A 24,434-nucleotide genomic window follows, 5' to 3' on the forward strand; every position below is an offset into this window, starting at 1 on the left:
TAGATCACCACCTTTACTGAAAAGGGAACAGCAGCATTGACTGTCGTCCTGTGACTATATAAGTTGGCTTATACCAATGCTAAGAGTCCGGGCTCAATGTCCCACTTGTTTGTACTTGTGAGGGCGACGACACATATAAGTATACGGGGTCGAAATAAACTACTTCGCCACACCTCCTCTCGTGCTCTGTAGTATACCGCTGTTCCTTAGTATAGTATAAGGCTTTATTGAGAAAATGTAGAGGGGATGCACAGACAGATTTTTTCATTCCATGTTTGTGCCTGAGCGAAGTGAAAGGAATGATAAAAAGTATGACAAAAGAAGAATTAATTAGTTATTTTAGCAAAAAGAAATTGGCGTTCCTTGACGGAGCAACAGGAACTTATCTAATAAAAGGCGGTATGGCAGGTGGTGTCTGCCCTGAAACATGGATTCTCGATCATCCCGATGTAATAAAAAGTCTCCAGAAGAGTTATGTGGATGCAGGTAGTGATATTATCTATGCTCCCACCTTTACAGCCAACAGAGTAAAGCTTAAATATTTTGGTGTTGAAGACAGAATAGAAGAAATCAACACAAAGCTTGTAGAGTATTCAAAGGAAAGCGCAGCGGGTAAAGCCCTTGTTGCAGGTGACGTGACAATGACCGGACGTCAGCTTAAGCCCATGGGCGATCTGGAATTTGAAGAGCTTATCGAAATTTATAAGGAACAGATAGAAATTCTTTGTAAGGCAGGAGTTGACCTTATTGTTGTGGAGACAATGCTTAGTCTTCAGGAATGCAGGGCAGCACTTATCGCAGCTAAGGAAGTATCGGATATCGCTGTCATGGTGACTCTTACCTTTGAATCTGACGGCAGGACACTTTTTGGTACAGATGCAAAAACTGCTGCCATTGTTCTTGAATCATTAGGAGCTGCTGCCGTAGGTGCAAACTGCGGTGCAGGCCCTGATACCATGGGCGATATAATTGCCGACATGGCTTCTGTAACAAATATTCCTATTATTGCAAAGCCAAATGCCGGACTTCCTGTGATGAATCCTGACGGATCTACATCATATGACATGGAGTGTGAGAGATTTGTTCCTGAGATGGAAAAGCTTATAAAAGCAGGAGCAACAGTTATCGGCGGATGCTGTGGAACAGGTATTGAATATATTAAAGGGCTTCATGATAGATATGGGGTTTCTGAAGGCGGAGAAGACAACCTTCCTGAGACTTTAGAGTATCCGGATGGAAGAAAGTTTACAAGAAAACAGAAGGGTGTAAGATTCCTTACCAGTGAAAGACAGAGCATTTCATTTGGAATGGACGATCCCTTCATGATTGTCGGTGAGAGAATTAATCCCACCGGTAAAAAGAAGCTCCAGGCTGAGCTTAGAGAAGGCAATCTATCAATGGTTTGCGATTTTGCCGCAAAGCAGGAGGAAGACGGAGCAGCCATTCTTGATGTAAACGTTGGAATGAGCGGAGTTGATGAGAAGCAGCTGATGAGTGATGTACTTGATGAGCTTATTCCGCTTACATCACTTCCGTTATGCATAGATACAAGTGATGAGAAGACCATGGAGATGGCTCTTAGGAAGTATCCCGGAAGAGCTCTTATTAACTCTATCTCTTTGGAAAAGGATAAAGCTGAGAGATTTCTACCGCTTGCCAAGAAATATGGTGCGATGTTCATAGCACTTCCAGTAGGCCCTAAGGGACTACCCACAAGTCTTGAGGAAAAGCATGAGTTCATTGACACCCTGTGCGATAAAGCTTACAAATTAGGCCTTACAAAAGAAGACATAGTTGTCGATGGCCTTGTAGCAACAATCGGAGCAAATCCCAACGCTGCACTTGAGACACTTTCAACTATCGCATATTGCAAAGAAAACGGACTTGCAACTATCTGCGGATTATCAAATATTTCCTTTGGACTTCCGCAGAGAGCATTTATAAATACAGCCTTCCTTACAATGGCTATTGCGAACGGCCTAACAATGGCTATATGCAATCCTTCGCAGGAGCTTCTTGTAAACAGTGCTTTTGCTTCTGATCTCTTAAGACATAAGGAAGAGGCTGACATAAGGTACATAGAGAGAATGGACCGCTATGACGGAATGAACGTCACTGTCGCATGCGTTCCTAAAGGACAGACGCTGCAGGCTGTAGGTGTTACGCCTTCTTCAGATAAAAATGCTTCCGGAAATAGCACTTCAAATGACGGCAAAGAAGTTACACCTGAGAATCCTCAGGATGCTTTCTTGAAGCTGATTAAGAAGGACGTTATGAAGGGCAGCAAAAAGACTGTTGAGAAGGATACTAAGGAAGCCATTGCTGCCGGATGCGATCCCAAACAGCTTTTGAATGATGTTCTTATGCCTGCAATAAATGAGGTTGGTGAGCTTTTTGATAAAGGAAAATATTTCCTTCCTCAGCTTATTGCCAGTGCTGAAACAATGAAGATGAGTATCGGTGTTCTTGAGCCACTGCTTAAGGAAGCTGAGGGTGATGGCGGTAAAGCTAAAGAAACCATAATTATCGCAACTGTTCATGGAGATATCCATGATATCGGTAAAAACCTGGTTGCTTTGATGCTTAAGAACCATGGCTTTAATGTAATAGATCTTGGAAAAGATGTTCCAAGTGAAAAAATCGTGGATACTGCACTTGCAGAAGGCGCATCGATCATCGCATTATCAGCTCTTATGACAACAACCATGCAGGAAATGAAAAACGTGGTTAAACTTGCAGCTGAGAAAAACTGTACCGCAAAGATAATTATAGGCGGCGCAGTCGTAACAGAAGACTACGCATGGGAAATCGGTGCAGACGGCTACTCATCCGACGCAGCCAACTGCGTCCGCGTAGTCAAAAAAATCCTAGGTGTCATCGACGAGGATAAATAAAAAAGTGATTATGTAGACAATGAAACCTAATAAATGCTATCTATGTATATCTTGAAAATAATGAAGTAGTAGATAAGACCATGGCATTTATTAAAACTTATCTATGAGAATTGTGACACTTTGACGTATACGATTATTTGTTATTTAATATATTAATAATCAAAATCATTCTTACTAAATTATTTCTAGGAAGAGCCTTAGGACATTATATACCTTTTAAGCCGATTGTGCGTAAGCAATGAGGCGCAAAAGGTATATGATGCCTAAGACGACCCTATAAACAATAGGAGGAACTTAATGAACGGTTCTGAGGCGATAGTTAAGTGTTTGTTGGAAGAAAAAGTTGATGTTGTTTTTGGCTACTCCGGAGTCGCAATAGCTCCCTTTTACGATGCTCTGGGCGAGACAAACGTAAAACAGATACTTATTAGAACTGAGCAAAATGCAGCTCACTGCGCAAGCGGATACGCGAGAATAAGCGGCAAGGTAGGCGTATGTGCCGTTACCAGTGGCCCCGGCGCAACTAATCTTATTACAGGTATTGCAACAGCATATGCAGACAGTATTCCTCTTGTCTGCATAACAGGTCAGGTTAATTCGGAACTTATCGGAAGTGATGTTTTCCAGGAGGCTGATATCACAGGAGCTGCCGAATCATTTGTTAAGTACAGCTATCTCATTAGGGATGTTAACGACATTCCCAGGATCATGAAGGAAGCTTTCTATATTGCCAATACAGGTAGAAAGGGACCTGTTCTTATTGATGTCCCGATAGATGTTCAGCAGCAGGAAATCAGCAAATTCTCATATCCCGAGAAGATTAACATGAGAACCTACAAGCCTACTGTTGAGGGTAATGCTGTTCAGATAAAAAAGGTCGTAAAGGAGCTTGCTAAGGCTACAAGACCTATTATCTGCGTTGGTGGCGGTGTCCACCTATCAGGCGCTGTCGATGAGATAAGGAAATTTGTTAAGGATAACTGCATTCCTGTTGTTTCAACAATGATGGGAATTGGCGTAATGGCATCAGAGGATCCATACTATTTCGGAATGGTTGGAAATAACGGAAGACCCTGCGCAAACAGGGCTCTTAACGAATCTGATCTTCTTTTAATGGTTGGAGCAAGAGTAGCGGACAGAGCAGTTAACAGACCTGATCTAATCACAGAGAACAAGGTTCTTATCCATATTGATGTTGACCCTGCTGAGATTGGTAAAAATGCAGGCCCCAACATTCCTCTTGTAGGTGATATAAAGCATATTTTCAAAAAGATAAATGAATTCGAGGATAAGGAGGATCTGATCCACGAGAGAACAGAGTGGATAAAGACTCTTAATCAGTATAAGGTCGACATGCCTGAAAAGAGGCCTGAGATTGATACTGATAAGTATGTTGATCCTATGCAGTTTTTACAAAACCTCTCAAGAAAGCTGCCTAAGGATGCCATTTATGTTGCTGACGTTGGACAGAACCAGATTTGGTCCTGCAGATGGCACCTTGTAAGAGAGGGAAGATTCCTTACATCAGGTGGAATGGGTACCATGGGCTACTCGATCCCTGCTGCCTTTGGAGCAAAATATGCAGCTCCAAAGAAGAAGGTTGTGGCCGTTATGGGTGATGGTGCATTCCAGATGTCCATGATGGAACTCTCCACAATGAGACAGTATGGAATGAACGTAGCACTTATTGTCTTTAACAACGGTTATCTTGGAATGGTTCGTGAGTATCAGCACTATAAGCTTGATGACCGCTACAACATGGTAGAACTTCACAACACACCTAAGCTCGACAAAATCGCTGAGGCATATGAAATGAAATATCTTCGAGCATCTTCTCAGGCAGAGGCGGAAGCTCTTATTGATGAGCTTATGAAGAAGGATGAATGTGTGTTGTGTGAAGTTGTTGTTGACCCTATGGATCTTGCAAAATAAGGCCCTCATCCGGCAGCTTCGCTGCCACCTTCCCCCGGAGGGGGAAGGCTTTAAATCATTGCCTTCCCCTTGGGGGGAAAGCTTTAAATCATTGCCTTCCCCTTGGGGGAAAGCTTTAAATCATTATCTTCCCCTTGGGGGGAGACTTTAAATCATTGCCTTCCCCTTGGGGGGAAGGTGGCGCGAAGCGTCGGATGAGGGGTAAAGGAGCAAACATGAAACGAATATATTCAGTACTCGTTGAGAATCACGCCGGTGTACTTTCCAAAGTGGCAGGTCTTTTCTCAAGAAGAAATTTTAATATCGATTCCCTTGTTGTAGGCGAGACCAATTCCAAGGATGTGTCCTGCATGACAATCGTCTCAAGTGGAGATGAGAGAACAATAGAGCAAATAGAAAAACAGCTCAATAAGAAGCTCGATGTCATAAAGGTAAAAACCTTTAAAGAGAGCATGAGCATCTGCAGAGAGCTCACACTTCTAAAGGTGCGATACAACAGAGAAAACAGAAGAGACATCATGGAGAACTGCGACATAATGAAGGCGCAGATTGTCGATATGAGCAAGAACATGATGATAATTCAGATATGCGACACCCCTGAGAGGGTTGGTGTTTTCATTGAAATGCTAAGAACTGTCTCAATTGTAGAGATGGCTCGAACAGGAACTGTGGCCCTTACAAAATGTTGTGAAGGCGATAAATAAAAATTTAATGCTTTAAAGTTTTAATTTAAAAAAGTATTTCGTTGACTTTGAACTTAAATGCTAATATAATCGCTTAGTATAGGGTTACGGGAAGAACTAAAAAGTAATTCTATAAAATTATGATTTGAATGAGTTGGAGGGGTATGAAAAGAAAAGTCTTTCAGCTGCTTGTTGATAATACATCCGGCGTACTTACCAGAATTTCAGGTCTTTTTGCAAGACGTGGTTATAACATCGAGAGCATAACTGCCGGAACTACAGCAGATCCCAATTATACCAGAATAACAATAGTTACATCAGGTGATGATGTGATCCTTGATCAGATTGAGAAGCAGCTTTCCAAGCTGATCGATGTAAGGGATATTCATGAGCTTGAGCCCGAGGAGAGTGTTTACAGAGAGCTTGCTCTTGTCAAGGTTCGCGCAGGTGAGAAGGAGAGAGATAGCCTTATCACTATCGCCGGAATTTTCAGAGCTAATATCATCGATGTTACTCCCGAATCACTTATTATCGAGATCACCGGTAACCAGTCCAAGGTTGATGCTCTTTTAAAAATGCTTGAGGGCAAGGAGATACTTGAGCTTGCAAGAACAGGTATCGCAGGACTCGGAAGAGGTACCGACAAGGTTATTTCGATAGAAGAGCTCGAGAAAATGTGAGAGCTCACTAGCAAAAGTTAACTTCGAAAATTTCAGGATTTTCGCAGCTATATAAAAACATATATATTTACGGAGGTAAGAGACATGTCACAGGATGCACGTATTTTCTATCAGGAAGATTGTAATCTTTCACTTTTAGAGGGTAAGACAATTGCGATTATCGGTTATGGTTCTCAGGGACACGCCCATGCGCTTAATCTTAAGGAGTCAGGATGCAAGGTAATCGTAGGACTTTATGAGGGTTCTAAGAGCAAGGCTAAGGCTGAGGCACAGGGACTCGAGGTTTATACAACAGCAGAAGCTGCTAAGAAGGCTGACGTGATCATGATTCTTATCAACGATGAGAAGCAGGCTAAGATGTACAAGGAAGACATCGAGCCCAACCTTGAGGCAGGCAACATGCTTATGTTCGCTCACGGTTTCAATATTCATTTCGGACTTATTCAGCCTCCGAAGGATGTTGACGTAACAATGATCGCTCCCAAGGCTCCCGGCCACACAGTAAGAAGTGAGTACCAGGCAGGTAAGGGAACACCTTGTCTCGTAGCTGTTTACCAGGATGCTACAGGTAAGGCACTTGATAAGGCACTTGCTTATGGCGCAGGTATCGGCGGAGCAAGAGCAGGTATTCTTGAGACAACATTCAGAACAGAGACTGAGACAGACCTCTTTGGTGAGCAGGCAGTTCTTTGCGGCGGTGTATGTGCACTTATGCAGGCTGGTTTTGAGACACTTGTTGAGGCTGGCTACGATCCGAGAAATGCATACTTCGAGTGTGTACACGAGATGAAGCTGATCGTTGATCTTATCTATCAGTCAGGTTTTGCAGGAATGAGATATTCAATCTCCAACACAGCTGAGTACGGTGATTACATCACAGGTCCTAAGCTTGTTACTGAGGAGACCAAGAAGACAATGAAGAAGATCCTTGCTGACATTCAGGATGGTACTTTTGCTAAGGAATTCCTTCTTGATATGAGTGAGGCAGGCGGACAGGTTCACTTCCAGGCTATGAGAAAACTTGCAGCTGAGCATCCCGCAGAGCAGGTTGGTGCTGAGATCAGAAAGCTTTACAGCTGGAACAACGAGAGCGATAAGCTTATCAACAACTGATAAAAACCAATAAATCACTTAAAAGGAGAGCTGCCGCGAAAACGGCAGCTCATTTTGGAAGAGTATGGAATACTATAAAAAAAGACCGTTTCGTAAACGGGCACTGCAGCTTTTTCTTCTTTCATTCAGTATGTATATGGTGGCGGTTTTGCCTTTCTTCATAGAAAGAGGCATGCCGTTTTTCTATTACGGAGATTATAACGTACAACAGATTCCCTTTTATACTGTGGCACACAGAGCTGTAAGAAGTGGCAACCTGTTTTATTTATGGAACGTGGATTTTGGAAGCTCTCTCATTGGAAGCTTTTCATTTTATCTTCTTGGGAGTCCTTTTTTCTGGCTGACAGTTCCGTTTCCCGAAAGCTTTATTCCATATATGATGCCGTTTTTGATGGCATTGAAATATTCAGTCTGTTCCATTACAGCATATGCTTATATCAGAAGGAAGGTCATTCGCGATGATTCCGCAATGATCGGAGCACTTCTATATGCTTTTTCCGGTTTTAATGCCTGCAACATTGTATTTAATCATTTTACAGATGTTGTAGCGTTCTTTCCGCTGTATCTGCTTACCTTCGACAGGCTTATGGAAATAGATCATCATAAGGATCTGTGGATATTTAAGCTCGGTAAAAAGAGATTTATCCAGTTTACGCTTATGACAGCGTACATGGCTGTTATCAATTATTATTTCTTTTTTGGTGAAGTAATATTTTTGATTCTTTATTTTGTCATTTGCTATATTCCCGGAAATTCATTAAGGACAAATATCAGAATGTTCCTTAGAGCTTTGGCGGGCGGAATACTGGGTGTTATGGTACCGGCATTCTATGTCCTGCAGGCTGTGATGGGAGTTGCTGGCAACAACAGACTAAATAATATTCTCATCGGCTATGATGTTGTGTCATATTCCAGTATGAACATGCTTTGGGATATCCTAAAGAGCATGGTCATGATTCCGGACATAATCGGAAAGGGTACTGTATTTTACACTTCACCTGTTAAAAATGCTTCTCTTGCTGTATTCTTGCCGCTTTTTGGATTGTCGGGCGTCATTGCATATTGCCTAATGAAAAAGAAAAGTGTATATAGGAGACTGATGCTTGTCTGTCTTGTTTTTGCACTAATTCCTGGGCTTAATGCAGTTTTCTCACTTATGAATGAGAGCTACTATGCAAGATGGTTTTATATGCCTATTCTGTTTATGTCGCTTCTGACAGCTAAGGCTATTGAAAGAGGAAAATCCAGAGAGCTGAAAATCGGCACATTAACAACCTGCGGACTTTTCATAATCATTCTGGGAATTTCACTGCTTCCTTCATACAATGACTATCATGAGGTTGTAAACTTTGGACTCATACAGAATGAAAAGATCTACTGGAGAGATGTGATCGGAACTGCGATCATGATGATCATGCTGATAGTTTCGGTATTCGTTGTTCCAAAATGCGTAAGAAGGATAAAGCTTCCTTTTTCCTCAGGAGAAGGCATAGAATTGAAGCGCCCTATCATGAGACTTGAAGTGCTTTTCATTTTTACTGCGATAGCATCTATCATTTCTCTTCATATTGTTTTGAAAAATGGCAGCGGTCTTATTACTGATTTCGGTAAAGAACAGTGGCAGGCGCAGATGATTGATTCAAGCCCGGACCTTCCTGAAGATAATGATTTTTTCAGAACCGAAACCGATAACACGGCTACCAATTACGATATGTTCTGGGGGTATGGTTCGCTTCACAGCTTTATAAGTACGATACCTGCACCGACCTTTGATTTTCTTTATGGAACAGGGGAAATTGACAGGACAGTTGAGACGAGAATACCTGAGTTCAATATCGGTCTTAGGGCTATATTGTCACAGAAGTATTATTTTGAGAATTCTCTTATAAATGAAGAGGGCATCTTCAAGACAGGAAACGGAATCCAGGGATTCTATTTATACGATTCTCAAAATGGCATAGATATATACCAGAATTTGAATTATATACCTATGGGCTTTACATATGATTACTGCATCAGGGAATCCGACTTTGAAGCAATTGATGATATTGAGATAAAGGATCACCTTCTCTCGGTTGCTGTCGTTTTGTCAGATGATGATGTGGACAAATACAGCGAGTTTTTAAAAGAGTTGCCGGAAGCCTATTACACAGAGCCTCTTGCATTTGATGTATTTGTAAATAATTGTGAGGAAAGAAGAAATTCAGCCTGTCAGAAATTTGAAACCGATACAAAAGGTTTCTATGCCATGACAAGCAATGTTAATTCCGATAAACTGCTGTTTTTTTCTGTGCCTAACATGAAGGGCTTTACCGTTAAAATAGACGGTAAAAAGACAGAAATAATTAACGCAGATTACGGAATGATGGCGATAAAATTGTCCCCCGGAGTACACGAAATAAGAGCGGATTATATTCCGGCAGGATTTTTTGAAGGATTCATAATAAGCATTATAGGAATAGTGCTTTTATGTATATATGTAGCAATTTGTCATTTTTACAAAAATCGCTGAATATGGTATCTTTATTCAAGATGTATAAAGCGGTTTAGTGAGATTTTATCTGAGTTTTTTGAAAGGTGGGGAGTTAATTTAATGGCAGGAATGACTATGAGCCAGAAGATTCTGGCAGCACATGCAGGACTTACCGAGGTTAAGCCGGGACAGCTTATTGAGGCTGATCTTGATCTTGTTCTTGGTAACGATATAACCAGTCCTGTTGCCATCAAGGAGATGGAAAAATTTAATACTAAGAGTGTCTTTGATAAGGACAAGATAGCGCTTGTACCTGATCATTTTGTTCCCAATAAAGATATTAAGTCAGCTGAGAATTGCAAATGCGTAAGAGAGTTTGCAAAGAGAAATTCCATCACCAACTATTTTGAAGTTGGACAGATGGGTATTGAGCATGCACTTTTACCGGAAAAAGGATTAACGCTTCCCGGAGACCTTATTATCGGCGCGGATTCTCATACATGTACCTATGGTGCACTTGGCGCATTCAGTACAGGTGTAGGTTCAACTGATATGGCTGCCGGAATGGCAACCGGTAAGGCATGGTTTAAGGTACCCTCAGCTATAAAGTTTGATCTTGTGGGAGAGCTTCCTAAGTATGTAAGCGGTAAGGACGTGATCCTTCATATCATCGGCATGATCGGTGTTGATGGTGCTCTTTATAAATCCATGGAGTTTACAGGCGAGGGCGTTAAGGCTCTTTCTATGGATGATAGATTTACTATCGCCAACATGGCAATCGAGGCCGGCGGAAAGAACGGTATTTTCCCTGTAGATGAGAAGACTATCGAGTATCTTAAGGAGCATGCTGCAGGAAAAGAATATAAGACCTTTGAGGCTGATCCTGATGCTGAATATGATGAGGAATATACTATTGACCTTAGCTCGCTGAAATCAACCGTTGCATTTCCGCATCTTCCTGAGAATACTCATACATTCGATGATATTGATGAGATTAAGATTGATCAGGTTGTTATCGGATCCTGCACAAACGGACGTATAGATGATATCAGAATGGCAGCTGAGATTCTTAAGGGCAGAAAGGTTGCTGACGGCATAAGATGCATTATCATCCCTGCAACGCAGGCTATTTATATGCAGGCAATGGAAGAGGGACTTCTTAAGATATTCATTGAAGCAGGCGCTGTTGTTTCCACGCCTACCTGCGGACCTTGCCTTGGCGGTTATATGGGAATTCTTGCTTCAGGTGAGAGATGTGTATCGACAACCAACAGAAACTTTGTAGGAAGAATGGGCGCTACCGATTCGGAGATTTATCTTGCTTCTCCTGCTGTAGCTGCTGCAAGTGCTGTGACTGGTAAGCTGTCTCAGCCCTCCGAACTGTAATTGACTCTCATCAGCTCTTCGGGCACCTTCTCTCGGAAGGGAGAAGGCATAAAAACAGAAAGGAACTATCATGAAAGAAGCTAAAGGAAAAGTTTTCAAATTCGGGGATAATGTCGATACTGACGTAATCATCCCTGCAAGATATCTGAACACAACAGATCATGCTGAGCTTGCAGCTCACTGCATGGAGGATATAGATAAGACCTTTATTCAGAATGTAAAAGAGGGCGACATCATTGTTGCCAATAAGAACTTTGGCTGCGGATCTTCAAGAGAGCATGCACCTATTGCCATAAAAGCTGCCGGTGTTTCCTGTGTTATTGCAGAGACCTTTGCACGTATTTTTTACAGAAACAGTATTAACATCGGGCTTCCGATCGTTGAGTGCAAGGAAGCAGCAACAGAGATAGCTGCAGGTGATACTGTCAGCATCAATTTTGATACAGGTGTTATTACCGATGAGACCACCGGTAAGACATATCAGGGACAGGCTTTCCCTCCCTTTATGCAGAAAATAATTGACAGCGAAGGACTGGTAAATTATATCAATGCAAAATGATATCAGATTATTCATGGTGATTCCCTGCTACAATGAGCAGGAGGTTTTACCTGAAACATCCAGGAGACTGGAAGAAAAATTTAATGACCTTATCAGCAAAAACATCATATCAGGCTCAAGCAGAGTGGTTTTTGTTGATGATGGTTCAAAGGATAACACCTGGCAGATGATCGATGATCTGCATAAAAAGAATCCTATTTTTCAGGGTGTTAAACTATCAAGAAACAGAGGACATCAGAACGCACTTCTCGCAGGTCTTATGACTGTGAGAAGTGTTTGTGACGTCTCAATATCTATGGATGCCGATCTTCAGGACGATATTGGAGCTATCGATGAGATGCTCGAAAAGTATAAGCAGGGTGCTGAGATTGTTTTTGGAGTAAGAAGCAGCAGAGAAACCGATACTGCTTTTAAAAGAGGTACGGCACAACAGTATTATAAATTGATGAATAAGATGGGCGCAGATATTGTCTACAACCATGCTGATTTCAGATTGATGAGCAGAACTGCACTGGAGATGCTATCCGAGTTCACAGAGGTGAATCTGTTCCTTAGAGGAATAGTTCCCATGGTGGGATTAAAGACGGATATTGTTTACTATGAGAGATCAGAGAGATTTGCAGGAGAGAGCAAATATCCTCTTATGAAGATGCTATCTTTTGCATTTGAAGGCATTACATCTCTGAGTGTTAAACCTATAAGAATGATCTCTGGTCTTGGAGTCCTGATTTTTTCAGTTAGTATTGTAATCCTGATCTACTCACTGGTGAGACACTTTACCGGTAATACAATCCCGGGATGGACCACAACCGTTTTATCTATTTGGGCCACAGGTGGTCTTACAATGATTTCACTTGGAGTAATAGGTGAGTACGTCGGTAAGATATATCTTGAGACAAAAAACAGACCAAGATATATAATAAGTGAGTATCTTGGTGATGCAGAAGATAAGGTAAATCTCACTGATGTTAAAATTATAAGATGATAAGGTTTTCCTTATTTGCCATATATTATGGCGCTAAAATGCATTGTGATTTAGGGTTCAATGCATGAACTATTTTTTTAAGAGGTTATAGAAATGTCAGAAGAAAAGAAAAAGAAAACTCCTGCGGATTTTAAGAAGGAGAGCGAAGAGAGCTTTAGAGTTAAGCTTGCAGATGGATCAAATGTAAAAAAGGTCATCGGAGTAGTAAGTGGTAAGGGCGGTGTTGGTAAGAGTCTTGTTACAGGACTTTCTGCCTGTGCAATGAACAGGAAGGGCTATAAGACAGCTGTTCTTGATGCGGATATTACAGGACCTTCAATCCCTAAGATGTTTGGGGCTGCTCAGATTAAATACGCAGATGATGCCGGCAATATGATTCCTGCTGAATCCGATAATGGAATCAAGATTGTTTCAATAAATCTTTTAATGGAAAATGATACCGATCCGGTTATCTGGAGAGGACCTGTTATTGCAGGCGTTGTTAAGCAGTTCTGGGGAGAGGCCGCATGGGGCGACATTGATTATATGTTCGTTGATATGCCTCCCGGAACCGGCGATGTACCGCTCACAGTATTCCAGTCACTTCCTGTTGACGGAATAATTGTTGTTTCAACTCCTCAGGAGCTTGTATCCATGATCGTTGAGAAGGCAGTGAATATGGCAAAGATGATGAACGTGCCTGTTTTAGGTCTTGTTGAGAATATGAGCTACATGAATTGCCCTCACTGTGACAAGCCGATCTATGTATTTGGTGAGAGCAAGATTGACTCTTATGCAGCAGCAAACGGCCTTGATGTTTTAGCAAGAATTCCTCTTGATCCCACATTCACAGAAAAATGCGATGCGGGTAAGATAGAAGAATATGACGCTGATTTCATGGATAGTCTTGTATATAAACTCGAGAATTTATAAAATAATAATATAAAAAAGTAGCTTATGGGGGATGTCTGTTATGAGATGGAAACCGGGGAAAAAACAGTTAAGTATAATGGCTTGTGTAATTTTTTGCAGCTTTGTCATTATGCTTATGTATTATGTTATTTTCAAAGGTGGTAATCTGGCTAAGGGTTTAAGCCAGCTCCTTTCCATACTGACTCCCATCATCATAGGCTGTGTCATAGGTTATATTCTTACGCCTGTCCTGAATACTATTGAAAGAAGATGGATTTATCCTCTTTATAATCTTAAAGGTATTGATCTAAAAAATCCTCAGCATCTCAAAAAAAGAAAAAAGGTTAGAAGCTTTTCTGTAGCAGCTACAATGATTCTTTTCTTTGCACTTCTCTATGCGATGCTGATGATTCTTATTCCTCAGCTGATCAGAAGTATCAGAGATATTATTCGAAATTTCCCGTTTTATGCCGCAAACCTTCAGAGGTTTATGGATAAATATCTAAATGATAATCCTTCTGTCAGAAGGGTTATGGATTCTCTTTTGCAGGAGTATTCGACTAATGTTACGAATCTGTTAAAGGAAAGCTTTGTACCAAATCTATCCTCAATGATTTCAACTATTTCAAAGAGTATGATGAGTATTATTCAGATTTTTCTTTATCTGATCGTTGGAACAGTTGTCGCTGTTTATGTTTTGAATTCGAAAGAGACATTTATCGGGCAGGGTAAGAAGCTCTGCTATGCATATCTTAAAAGGGATTTCGCCAACGAAGTCATAGGTGCATTCAGATATGCCCACCACACATTTACAAGCTTTGTAATGGGAAAGCTTGTAGATTCGCTGATTGTCGGAATTATCTGCTTCATAGCGATGAAGATCTTGAAAATTCCTTATCCGATCGTACTTGCCTTCTGTGTGGGCCTTACAAATATAATCCCTTTCTTTGGCCCGTACATAGGTGGCGGCTTTGGTCTTGTGCTTCTTATAATGATCAATCCTATTAAAGCACTGATGTTCCTTATAGCTATTGTTGTACTTCAGCAGATTGATGGAAACATACTGGGGCCTCTTATCCTTGGTAACTCAACAGGTTTGTCAGGCTTTTGGGTTATCTTTGCGATTATGTTTTTCGGTGGAGTATGGGGGCCTATTGGATGGCTAATAGGTGTTCCTGTATTTGCTTGCATTTATGCACTTATTGGGCATATCACCCTAAAGAGATTGCGAGACAAGAAACTACCAAGAGATACTTCAACTTATATCGATACTGCATACATGGATGAGAATGGAATTGTTACTTTGGATGAAGCTGATAATTCAAAATATTATGTACATAATGAGTCCTCATCCTGGCGAAAGATTTTCAAAATCTATAAGAAGAGCAAGAAGTATATTGAACAGGTAGTTCCTGCTACGCCTAATCCGGTTAGCATTAGTGATGATGAAGAAAACACAGACGTAAAAAAGGATAAATAAAAGTATCCTTTAAGACATTAATTTTGTAATGTACACCTTAAAATATTAATGCTTAAAATTGCGCCTTGACACTTGATTATATGTAACTATAATAATTTGTAAATGTGTCGCACTAAAGTGCTAAAAACATAGGCTTAGTGATATAAACTTCAAAGGAGCAAATGTAGTATGGGAAAAAAGAATTTGGATTGGTCAAGTATTGGTTTCAATTATCACGTAACGGATTATCGTTATGTCTCTAATTTTAAGGATGGAAAATGGGATGATGGTGAGATTACCACAGATTCCAAGATAGTTCTTAGTGAGGATGCCGGTGTTCTTCATTATGCGCAGGAGGTTTTTGAAGGCCTTAAGGCATATACAACTGAGGATGGTCATATTGTATGCTTCAGACCTGACCTCAATGCAAAGAGAATGGTTGATTCCGCAAGCAGACTTGAGATGCCCGCATTCCCTGAGGACAGATTTATCAAGGCTGTTGAAGAAGTTGTTAAGGCTAATGAAGATTGGGTACCGCCTTTCGGAAGCGGAGCTACTCTTTATATCAGACCTTTAATGTTCGCAACAGGTAATGTAATAGGTGTTAAGCCTGCTGATGAGTATCAGTTCAGAATTTTCGTTACTCCCGTAGGCCCTTACTTTAAGGGAGGCGCTAAGCCCATCGTTGTAAAGATAAGTGATTTCGACAGAGCTGCACCGCACGGAACAGGTAACATCAAGGCCGGACTTAACTATGCAATGAGCCTTCATGCAATTGTAACAGCTCATGAAGAGGGCTTTGCTGAGAACGTATATCTTGATGCTCAGAGCAGAACATATATCGAGGAGACAGGCGGAGCAAATATCATATTCGTAGATGCTGACGGTAACCTTGTAGTTCCTAAGTCATTTACTGATTCAATCCTTCCTTCAATCACAAGAAGATCAATCGTTCAGGTTGCAAAGGATTATCTTGGACTTAAGGTTGATGAGCGTCCTGTACGTATCGATGAAGTATCAAACTTCAAGGAGATGGGTCTTTGTGGAACAGCTGCAGTTATCAGTCCTGTTGGTAAGATAAATGACCACGGTAAGGAGATCTGCTTCGAATCAGGCATGGAAAAGATGGGACCTGTTATCCAGAAGCTGTATGATACTCTTACAGGTATCCAGATGGGTGAAATTGATGCACCTGAAGGATGGGTACACGTAATTAAATAATTGATTTCATAATCAATTGCAAGGATATATATTTGAATTTACAAATCGCATAAATTATAATTATTTAAGCTGTTTCTCATATCAGCAGGTATTTTTATTTATGCCTTTGTAATTCGGATATATATCTTTTTTATTTTGTTTTGTTTGGGGATATCTATGAAAAATTCAAAAAAGAAGATTATGACATATATATTGCTTTTGGCAGTCCTGCTTATTTCATTCGGACTTATGTCATTTAACAGAATATCAGCTCAAAATGGGGATATTGTTGAAATATCTGTAAACGGTGAGGTTATAAAAACATTTCCGTTATCTGTAAATCGTAAATACACCATAAAAGGAATAGAAGGTGAAAATAAGCTAATTATAAAGGATAATTCTTGCTATATGGACTCTGCTGACTGTCCGGACAAGCTTTGCGTTACGCAGGGTGTTATTTCAAAATCCGGTGAGTCAATAATATGTCTGCCTCATATGGTTGTAGTTACAATTAAAGGAGAAGATTCTGACGAAGTTGATTCCGTTGCGAAATAACTTCCCGGAACTATATACAGGTTATATGAAGACTAAGAAAACCGCCTTACTTGGCCTTGTTCTGGCCTATGCAATGATTTTGTCATATATAGAGAGCATGATTCCGTTCTTTTTTGGTGTGCCCGGAATGAAGCTTGGACTTCCAAACATGGCAATTGTTTTTCTTCTTTACCTGTATGGGGAAAAAGAAGCTATTTTGATAAATGTACTGAGAATCGTTTTAACAGGACTTTTGTTTGGCAGCATGTTTGGAATCATGTTTTCAATTGCAGGCGCAGTTATAAGCTTTATCACAATGTCTATAGTTAAAAAATCTGATATTTTGGATGTAAGAGGAGTAAGTATATGCGGCGGTGTTGCCCATAATATAGGTCAGCTTTTAATAGCTGCATTTCTTGTAAAAACCTCGGGTATTATGTATTACTTGCCCGTTCTTCTTATTGCCGGTTCTTTATGCGGCTTTATCAATGGATTTATTGCTGATTCGATGATGAAATATAGCAAACTTCTCAAGGCTTAGATATGCCCATCCTATTTTCTGATTTATTTTTTTTCGCACATTTTTTAACCCCTTTTAATAAAAACTTTATAATGTAGATGCTCAAAAACACTTATAATTTATTTGTGGATTTATGATGTGATAGCATGATTTTTTTATGAGGGATTTTCGGTGCGAAAAAATAAAAGCACAGCCGGAATAATTATCATAGTTTTGATCGCTTTGATAATTGTCACAATCATAAATACTTTGCTTGTATTTAACATGACAGCTGAAGAGACCCGAAATTCAGGAGCTTATCAGCTGGAAAGTATTGTGGCAGAGCTTGATAAAGGGATAATTTCCGCAAAAAATTCTACATCAGAAATAGCTATTCAGGCGCAACCGTTGTTGGAAGATAAGGATGCTCTTGCTGAGTTCATCTATGCTAAAAAGGATGAAATCGCAAAAGAATCAAACGGTATGGGCTTTAATGTTTATGTTGCAGGCACTGATTTTCAAATAATACCTAATCTTAATGATACTGAAGGATATGTTGCTACGGAAAGAATTTGGTATAGAGGTGCCATAAATAATAATGGAGCAATTTATGTCAGCGATCCATATGCTGATATAGTTACCGGTGATATTTGCTATACAGTATCAAAGGAACTTCTTACAAAAGGAATAGTAATAGCTATAGACTGTTCCTTAGCGAAAATTCAAGAAGAGATTGAAAAAATATCCATATCTAATAACAATGAGGCAGTGCTGGTTTCAGGTGATGGAGTAGTAGCGGCTTGTAGTAACACTACTAGTGTTGGCACAAAACTACAGGATTCATTTCCCGATCTGGCCGGTATTTTTGCGCTTGCCAAAACCTCTGATACAACAGTTTCGTCCAGAATAAAGAACGGACTGTTTAATAACAATCTTTTTGCCACAGGAACGGATTCCAGATGGTATCTTATTGTCAGTATAAATGACTGGGAACTCTATCGGGCTATTTATATCTGGCTGTTTGTAGCCATTGTCCTTAATGCAATACTTTTTAGCGTTGTCTTTATGCTTTATTACATTAGTAAGATTAATGAGAGAAAGGCTCAGGATGCGCTTGATTCTAAGGACAAATTCCTAAGAGCAGTTACAGGTGACTTAAAATCTCCTTTAAATCAGATTTTGAACAACTCAAACTCAAAAGCTTTTGATGAAGACATAAACTATGAAGCAAGATTTGAGGCTATTCAGGATGCAACAAAACAGTTATCTGAAAGTATTCAGCAGATAATCAGTTACTCAAATTATGTAAAAGAAGAAAAAGAAAAGAGTACAAAGCAAAGTGTTAAAAAGTATACAAGAGTAAGCAGCAGATTCAGGAATCTGATTCTGGGTCTTATGGCACTTAGTATGCTTATTAGTGTAATTTCCATAAGCTGGATGACTTCAAGATGGTGTAAAGCCAGAATGCGTGAAATTGTAGGTGAGTACAATAATACAGTTTCTGAATGGGTACTTACTCAGGAGAGCATTCTTGACATGTTTTGCTCACATATAGCAACAAATCCTGACTTGCTTGATGATTATGACGCTACTATTGAATATCTGGATAAGATTACTTCACGTTATGAAGAGGTTTCAGCAACTTATATTGCAAATAAAGATTTCTCGCCTACTGTTTACATGAATAACGGGTGGAAACCCGATGAAAACTTCAGGGTTGAAGACAGACAGTGGTACATGGATGCAATAAACAATGATTATAAATATAATATTTCCAGTCCTTACATTGATGTTGTAACAGGTCTTTACTGCATCACAATTTCGGAGAAGGTATATAACTACAAAACCGGTGAATTTATTGGAGTTTTCGGTATTGATTTTTACATGGATAAGCTTGTTGATATTCTTGGAAAATCATATGCGGATAAGAATTACGCTTTTCTTACTGATAACCGAGGAATGATAATAAATCACCCTAATGGAACCTACCAAATGAGGGTTGGTAATACCACAAATATAGCAAACCTTCCATACTCGAAGGTGAAAACAGATGGTGATGACGTCATGATCTTTACAGATTATGATGATGATTTAAAAGTTATGCTTGCTACAGAGAATGAATACTCAGGCTTTAAGGTTTACATTGTATTCTATTTCCTCAGTATATATGGAAGAACCATAATATATGGCTCAATAGCTCTATTTGCATCTCTTTTGTGTGTAATTGTAGTTTACAGACTTCTTGGCAGATTGATCACCTGGCAGGAGGAGATGAATAATCAGCTTCAGGAGGCTGCAGACAGCGCAATAGCAGCAGGAAAGGCAAAGAGTGATTTCCTTGCCATGATGTCTCATGAGATAAGGACGCCAATTAACGCGATTATCGGTATGAACGAAATGATACTCCGTGAGAGTCCAAGAGATGACATCAAGGGATATGCAAGGAAAATACGAAGCGCTTCAAAAACGCTGCTGTCTCTAATTAACAGTATTCTTGACTTCTCTAAGATTGAGGAAGGTAAACTCGAGATTATTGCTGTTAACTATGAAACAAGAAATCTCTTAAATGATGTAATTAATATGATAATTCCAAGGTTCAAGAACAAAGATCTTGAACTTAAGCTTGAGATTGATCCCGGACTTCCCAGAGGAATGTACGGTGATGACGTACGAATCAAGCAGATTATTCTTAATATTCTTACAAATGCTGTTAAATATACCGAGAAGGGTAGTGTTACACTTTCAGTATCAGGAAGTGCATGCGGAAAAGAGCATGTGATGATTGATGTTAAGGTAACGGATACAGGTATTGGTATTAAGGATGCAGATATTGATAAGCTGAATGCTCTTTTCCAGAGACTTGATGAGAAGAGAAACAGAAATATTGAGGGAACCGGACTTGGTATATCTATTGTGACAAGTCTTCTAAAGATGATGGGAAGTCATCTTGAAGTAAAGAGTGTTTATGGTGAAGGATCGGAATTCTCCTTTGAGTTAAAGCAAAAAGTTACTGACTGGGGCGATATCGGTGAATTTAATCTTGATTCAGTGGTCAGCGAGGAACAGGAAACATCTGATAAATACCTTGTTGCTGATCACGCGGATATTCTTGTTGTTGATGACAACGATATGAACCTTGCTGTAATAGAAGGACTTCTAAAGAGAAACAGAATTTCACCTGATTTTGCTACAAGCGGCGCTCAGTGTATCGAAGAGGTTCGAAAGAAGCATTATGATATTGTCCTTCTTGATCACATGATGCCTGAAATGGATGGTATCGAGACTCTTGAACAACTTAGGAAGAACAATATCCTAAGAAAGGATACAACTGTTATTGCACTTACTGCAAATGCGGTAGTTGGTGCAAGAGAGGAATACCTTGCTGCAGGATTTAATGATTATCTGTCAAAACCTGTAGATCCTAATGCTCTTGAAAAAATGCTTGGTAAATATCTTCCTGATTATAAGATATCTTATGAAGAAGCGAAGGCAGAACCCAAGAAAGAAACAAAGACTATGGCAAAGGCACCTGAGCCGGTTCACACTGCGATAGGTTCAAATGAGAACTTTGAAGATTCTGATATCATTGAATTCGTACCGGGATCACCCATTTTTGAAAGCGCAGACAGTGGCGAATCCAACAATGAAGTGATTAGAGCCCTTGAAAAGCTTTCATATATTGACACTAAAGCAGCAATTCCTCTTTGTGGTTCTGAGGATGCCTATATAACAATTTTGCAGATGTTTATCAGAACTGCTGATATCAAGAAGAAGAGAATCAAAGAGCTCTATGAAAAGAAGGATATAAAGAATTATATAATTGAAATTCATGCATTAAAGAGCTCAGCAAGACTTATTGGTGCGATGGAATTCAGTGAACTTGCAAGAGAACTTGAGCTTGCAGGCAAAGAAAACAATTTATCAGTAATTGAAGAAAAAACAGACGAAATTTTCGTTTGGTATGATAAAATTAAGAATGAAATAAGTTCAATCATTAGCTGATACTTTTTCGGAGGGACAAAGATGGCCGGTTGGGTATTTGTGGTCGATGATGATATGACCAATCTGCTTGCTGCAGGTAATATTCTAAGCCAGAACAACATTCGTGTAACAGCGATAAAATCAGGTAAGAAGCTTCTTGCTCATTTGAAGAATAATAAACCTGATCTTATTTTGCTGGATATTCTTATGCCTGAAATGGACGGCTTTGAAACTTATGAAAAGTTACGCGAGCAGGAGAAAAACAGAGGCGAAGAAGAAATACCTGTAATTTTCCTGACTGCTGACGAGGATAAGAATTCAGAGAACAGAGCCCTCCAACTGGGAGCTGTTGATTATATCCATAAGCCTTTAAATGAAGAGGTTCTTTTAAAGAGAATTAATAATGCCCTTGAGCATAGCTCCCGTATAAAGGAGCTTATAAACGATGCTACAATTGACGGTCTTACAGGATTTTTGAATAAATCTGCTGTAAATGAAAAGCTTACAGAGGTTTGTAAGACCACAGATGGTGCACTTATGATTCTTGATATAGATAATTTCAAGAAGGTCAATGATCTTTATGGTCATGATAAGGGTGATCGGATTCTTACTGCATTTGCGGATATAATAAAGACAACTACCCGTGAAAAGGATATAATCGGAAGGATTGGAGGAGACGAGTTCGTCATTTTCCTGAAGAACTTCAAGGCAGAAAGTGGAATAAGTGCAATAAATGATCGTATTAATCATCAGCTTATGGCAAGAGTACATGAGTTTGTTGGTGATACTATTCCTTTTAACATCGGTGTTTCAATAGGTGTATCCTTTATACCTACTGATGGTCGTGAATATGAGCTTCTTTTCAGAAAAGCTGACACCGCGCTTTATCAGGTTAAGCAGCATGGTAAGCACGGCTACAATATTTTCTCTGATTCCATGGAGCAGGTTATCGAATATGATGTTGCTTCCAAGGATGAGATAGACAGAATCAGCAATGCGCTTAAGGAAAATGAGACCTATAATAGCGCAATGTGGATTGGGCAGGATGCTTTCAGCCACATCTACAGGTATATGATGAGATATATCAGAAGCTATAATGGCACTGCTTATAAGGTGCTTTTCAATGCAACGCCTGCCTATAGTGATATGTCCAAGGTTGAATTTACCGAGTGTATGAAGAAATTTGGTACCTTTTTGTCTAATTCACTTCGCAAAAGTGATGTTATGATGCAAAATGGTGTTAATGAGTTCTTTCTGTTTTTGCCTGACATCGATGAGAAATACATTGATAATGTTATAAACAGAATCATCGAATCATGGCAAAACCTTGATTTTTCTTCAAAGATAAATGTCTCTTTTGAGACGGAGATCATCTCTAACGACAGCGCAAATGACGGAAAGAGACGATCAGGGGATTTTTCCAATAAATAATACTCCCAAAAATAATATAAATGGAGCTCTTTAAAATGATTGCTTTTGTAAATGGAATACTGGATGAAAAAAGAGATCTGTTAGCGGTAATCGATGTCGGAGGTATTGGCTATAATGTCAATATCTCTGCTTATACTGCGGACAGATTACCCTCAAAGGGTGATGCGGTAAAGCTGTACACCTATATGAGCGTGCGTGAGGATGCTATGAATCTCTATGGCTTTTTGACAAGAGATGAACTGGATTTTTTCAAGCTCCTTATAAGCGTAAGCGGAATTGGTCCTAAGGGAGGTCAGGCAATTCTTTCCGTAATGACCCCGGATGACCTTAGATTCGCTATACTTTCCGGTGACTCTAAGGCTATAAGCAAGGCACCGGGCGTTGGCAAAAAGACTGCGGAAAGGCTTGTCCTCGAACTTAAGGATAAGATATCAAATGATGATATCCTTGAAGGAAGAGCCGGAGGAAGTGGCGAAAGTGTGGCACCTTTGTCAGACGAGCCACAGAACGAGGCTGTGGAAGCACTTGTAAGTCTTGGCTATGGATTGTCGGAAGCTTCAAAGGCAGTTAGGAAAGTTATTGCCGAAGGTGCGAAGGCTGAGGATACTGAAAGCATCTTAAAGCTTGCACTTAAGGAATTGATTTAAGTTAATCGTATTATTGTAATATAAGGAATCAGGTATGGAAAAAAGAACAATTAAGACCTCCAATGAGCGCGGTAATGGGGCAATTAGCGCAAGGGAACTGGATGAGGATAAAAAGATCGAGGGTTCATTAAGACCAAAAAGGCTCGCTGATTATATCGGACAATCAAAGATCAAGGAAAATCTTAATGTTTCAATAGAAGCTGCCAAGAAAAGAAATCAAAGCCTTGATCACATTCTCCTATATGGACCTCCCGGACTTGGAAAGACGACTCTTGCAGAGATCATAGCAGCAGAAATGGGTGTTCACTGTAAGGTTACAAGCGGACCTGCCATCGAGAAGCCAGGAGAGATCGCGGCAATTCTTAATAACCTTAAAGAAGGCGATGTCCTGTTTATCGACGAGATACACAGACTTAACAGGCAGGTGGAAGAGGTTCTGTATCCTGCAATGGAGGATTACAAGATCGATATCATGATCGGAAAGGGACCCACTGCAAGATCGATAAGACTTGATCTTCCACATTTTACTCTTATCGGAGCAACCACAAGAGCAGGAATGCTTTCTGCGCCTCTCCGTGACAGATTTGGAATGCTTTATAAAATGGAATTCTACGAGACCTCAGAACTTATGCAGATAATCATGCAATCCGCAAAGGTTCTCGGCGTTGAGACTCTTGAAGACGGTGCTCACGAGATGGCGAAAAGAAGCAGAGGAACGCCAAGAATAGCCAACAGAATTCTTAAGAGAGTAAGAGATTATGCACAGGTTCGATATGACGGTGTCATAACAGAGGAAGTGGCAAGAACAGCGCTTGATCTTATGGATGTAGACAAGCTTGGTCTTGATCATAATGACAGAACGCTTCTTCTTACCCTGATAGAGAAGTTTGGCGGAGGACCTGCAGGACTTGATACACTTGCGGCCTCAATAGGCGAAGATGCAGGCACGATCGAGGATGTATATGAGCCTTATCTGTTGAAAAACGGGCTTATAAACAGAACTCCCAGGGGAAGAGTTGTTACCGATCTTGCATACGCACATCTTGGGCTGGATGTGATGACAGATACATGATATTGTGGTATAGTT

General features: G+C 40.1%; 17 protein-coding genes and 1 pseudogene. All 18 read left to right on the plus strand.

Annotated elements, in window-relative coordinates:
* Window positions 1–311 precede the first annotated feature (311 nt).
* The 18 genes and pseudogenes from G586_RS0117950 to ruvB all read left to right on the plus strand — a co-directional run bounded on the left by G586_RS0117950 (window position 312) and on the right by ruvB (window position 24,419).
* A complete protein-coding gene (locus G586_RS0117950) occupies window positions 312–2,894 on the plus strand; it encodes a homocysteine S-methyltransferase family protein (RefSeq protein ID WP_026528818.1) in 2,583 nt (860 codons plus the stop codon).
* Between the two features lie 297 nt (window positions 2,895–3,191).
* Complete coding sequence (ilvB, locus tag G586_RS0117955; RefSeq protein ID WP_026528819.1) at window positions 3,192–4,826, plus strand: biosynthetic-type acetolactate synthase large subunit; 1,635 nt, start codon at window positions 3,192–3,194, stop codon at window positions 4,824–4,826.
* Between the two features lie 215 nt (window positions 4,827–5,041).
* Window positions 5,042–5,530, plus strand: a complete 489-nt coding sequence (gene ilvN, locus G586_RS0117960; RefSeq protein ID WP_026528820.1) for an acetolactate synthase small subunit — start codon at window positions 5,042–5,044, stop codon at window positions 5,528–5,530.
* Window positions 5,531–5,673: 143 nt separating this feature from the next.
* A complete protein-coding gene (gene ilvN / locus G586_RS0117965; protein WP_026528821.1) occupies window positions 5,674–6,189 on the plus strand; it encodes an acetolactate synthase small subunit in 516 nt (171 codons plus the stop codon).
* 84 nt (window positions 6,190–6,273) lie between these two features.
* A complete protein-coding gene (ilvC, locus tag G586_RS0117970; RefSeq protein ID WP_026528822.1) occupies window positions 6,274–7,302 on the plus strand; it encodes a ketol-acid reductoisomerase in 1,029 nt (342 codons plus the stop codon).
* A 64-nt stretch (window positions 7,303–7,366) separates the two neighbouring features.
* Window positions 7,367–9,814: a YfhO family protein gene (locus G586_RS0117975; RefSeq protein ID WP_026528823.1), complete on the plus strand. Its 2,448-nt coding sequence runs from the start codon at window positions 7,367–7,369 to the stop codon at window positions 9,812–9,814.
* An 81-nt stretch (window positions 9,815–9,895) separates the two neighbouring features.
* Entirely contained in the window at window positions 9,896–11,161 is a 1,266-nt protein-coding gene (leuC, locus tag G586_RS0117980) for a 3-isopropylmalate dehydratase large subunit (protein WP_026528824.1), read from the plus strand.
* A gap of 70 nt (window positions 11,162–11,231) precedes the next feature.
* On the plus strand, window positions 11,232–11,720 hold the full coding sequence (leuD, locus tag G586_RS0117985) for a 3-isopropylmalate dehydratase small subunit (RefSeq protein WP_026528825.1): 489 nt from the start codon (window positions 11,232–11,234) through the stop codon (window positions 11,718–11,720).
* The gene (locus G586_RS0117990) at window positions 11,710–12,705 is read left to right on the plus strand and encodes a glycosyltransferase family 2 protein (RefSeq protein WP_026528826.1); all 996 of its coding nucleotides are present in this window, start codon (window positions 11,710–11,712) and stop codon (window positions 12,703–12,705) included. The genes leuD and G586_RS0117990 overlap by 11 nt, the downstream gene beginning before the upstream one ends.
* 93 nt (window positions 12,706–12,798) lie before the next feature.
* A complete protein-coding gene (locus G586_RS0117995) occupies window positions 12,799–13,617 on the plus strand; it encodes an Mrp/NBP35 family ATP-binding protein (RefSeq protein WP_026528827.1) in 819 nt (272 codons plus the stop codon).
* 40 nt (window positions 13,618–13,657) lie between these two features.
* Window positions 13,658–15,076 carry an AI-2E family transporter gene (locus G586_RS0118000; protein WP_026528828.1) on the plus strand — a complete coding sequence of 473 codons (1,419 nt, stop codon included), beginning with the start codon at window positions 13,658–13,660 and terminating at the stop codon, window positions 15,074–15,076.
* Window positions 15,077–15,238: 162 nt separating this feature from the next.
* Window positions 15,239–16,276, plus strand: a pseudogene (locus G586_RS0118005) (branched-chain amino acid aminotransferase); the annotation flags it as partial.
* A 156-nt stretch (window positions 16,277–16,432) separates the two neighbouring features.
* Window positions 16,433–16,810, plus strand: a complete 378-nt coding sequence (locus G586_RS0118010) for a NusG domain II-containing protein (protein ID WP_026528830.1) — start codon at window positions 16,433–16,435, stop codon at window positions 16,808–16,810.
* 25 nt (window positions 16,811–16,835) lie between these two features.
* Window positions 16,836–17,330 (plus strand): Gx transporter family protein, encoded by a 495-nt coding sequence (locus tag G586_RS0118015; protein WP_026528831.1) that lies wholly within the window; start codon window positions 16,836–16,838, stop codon window positions 17,328–17,330.
* A gap of 150 nt (window positions 17,331–17,480) precedes the next feature.
* On the plus strand, window positions 17,481–21,290 hold the full coding sequence (locus G586_RS23750; RefSeq protein WP_051204901.1) for a response regulator: 3,810 nt from the start codon (window positions 17,481–17,483) through the stop codon (window positions 21,288–21,290).
* Window positions 21,291–21,311: 21 nt separating this feature from the next.
* Window positions 21,312–22,700, plus strand: a complete 1,389-nt coding sequence (locus tag G586_RS0118025) for a GGDEF domain-containing response regulator (RefSeq protein WP_026528832.1) — start codon at window positions 21,312–21,314, stop codon at window positions 22,698–22,700.
* 35 nt (window positions 22,701–22,735) lie between these two features.
* A complete protein-coding gene (gene ruvA, locus G586_RS0118030) occupies window positions 22,736–23,347 on the plus strand; it encodes a Holliday junction branch migration protein RuvA (protein WP_026528833.1) in 612 nt (203 codons plus the stop codon).
* A 34-nt stretch (window positions 23,348–23,381) separates the two neighbouring features.
* Window positions 23,382–24,419 carry a Holliday junction branch migration DNA helicase RuvB gene (ruvB, locus tag G586_RS0118035; RefSeq protein WP_051204902.1) on the plus strand — a complete coding sequence of 346 codons (1,038 nt, stop codon included), beginning with the start codon at window positions 23,382–23,384 and terminating at the stop codon, window positions 24,417–24,419.
* The last annotated feature ends 15 nt before the right edge of the window (window positions 24,420–24,434 follow it).

The organism is Butyrivibrio sp. VCD2006 (genome assembly GCF_000423925.1).
In the GTDB taxonomy this organism is placed as follows: domain Bacteria; phylum Bacillota; class Clostridia; order Lachnospirales; family Lachnospiraceae; genus Butyrivibrio.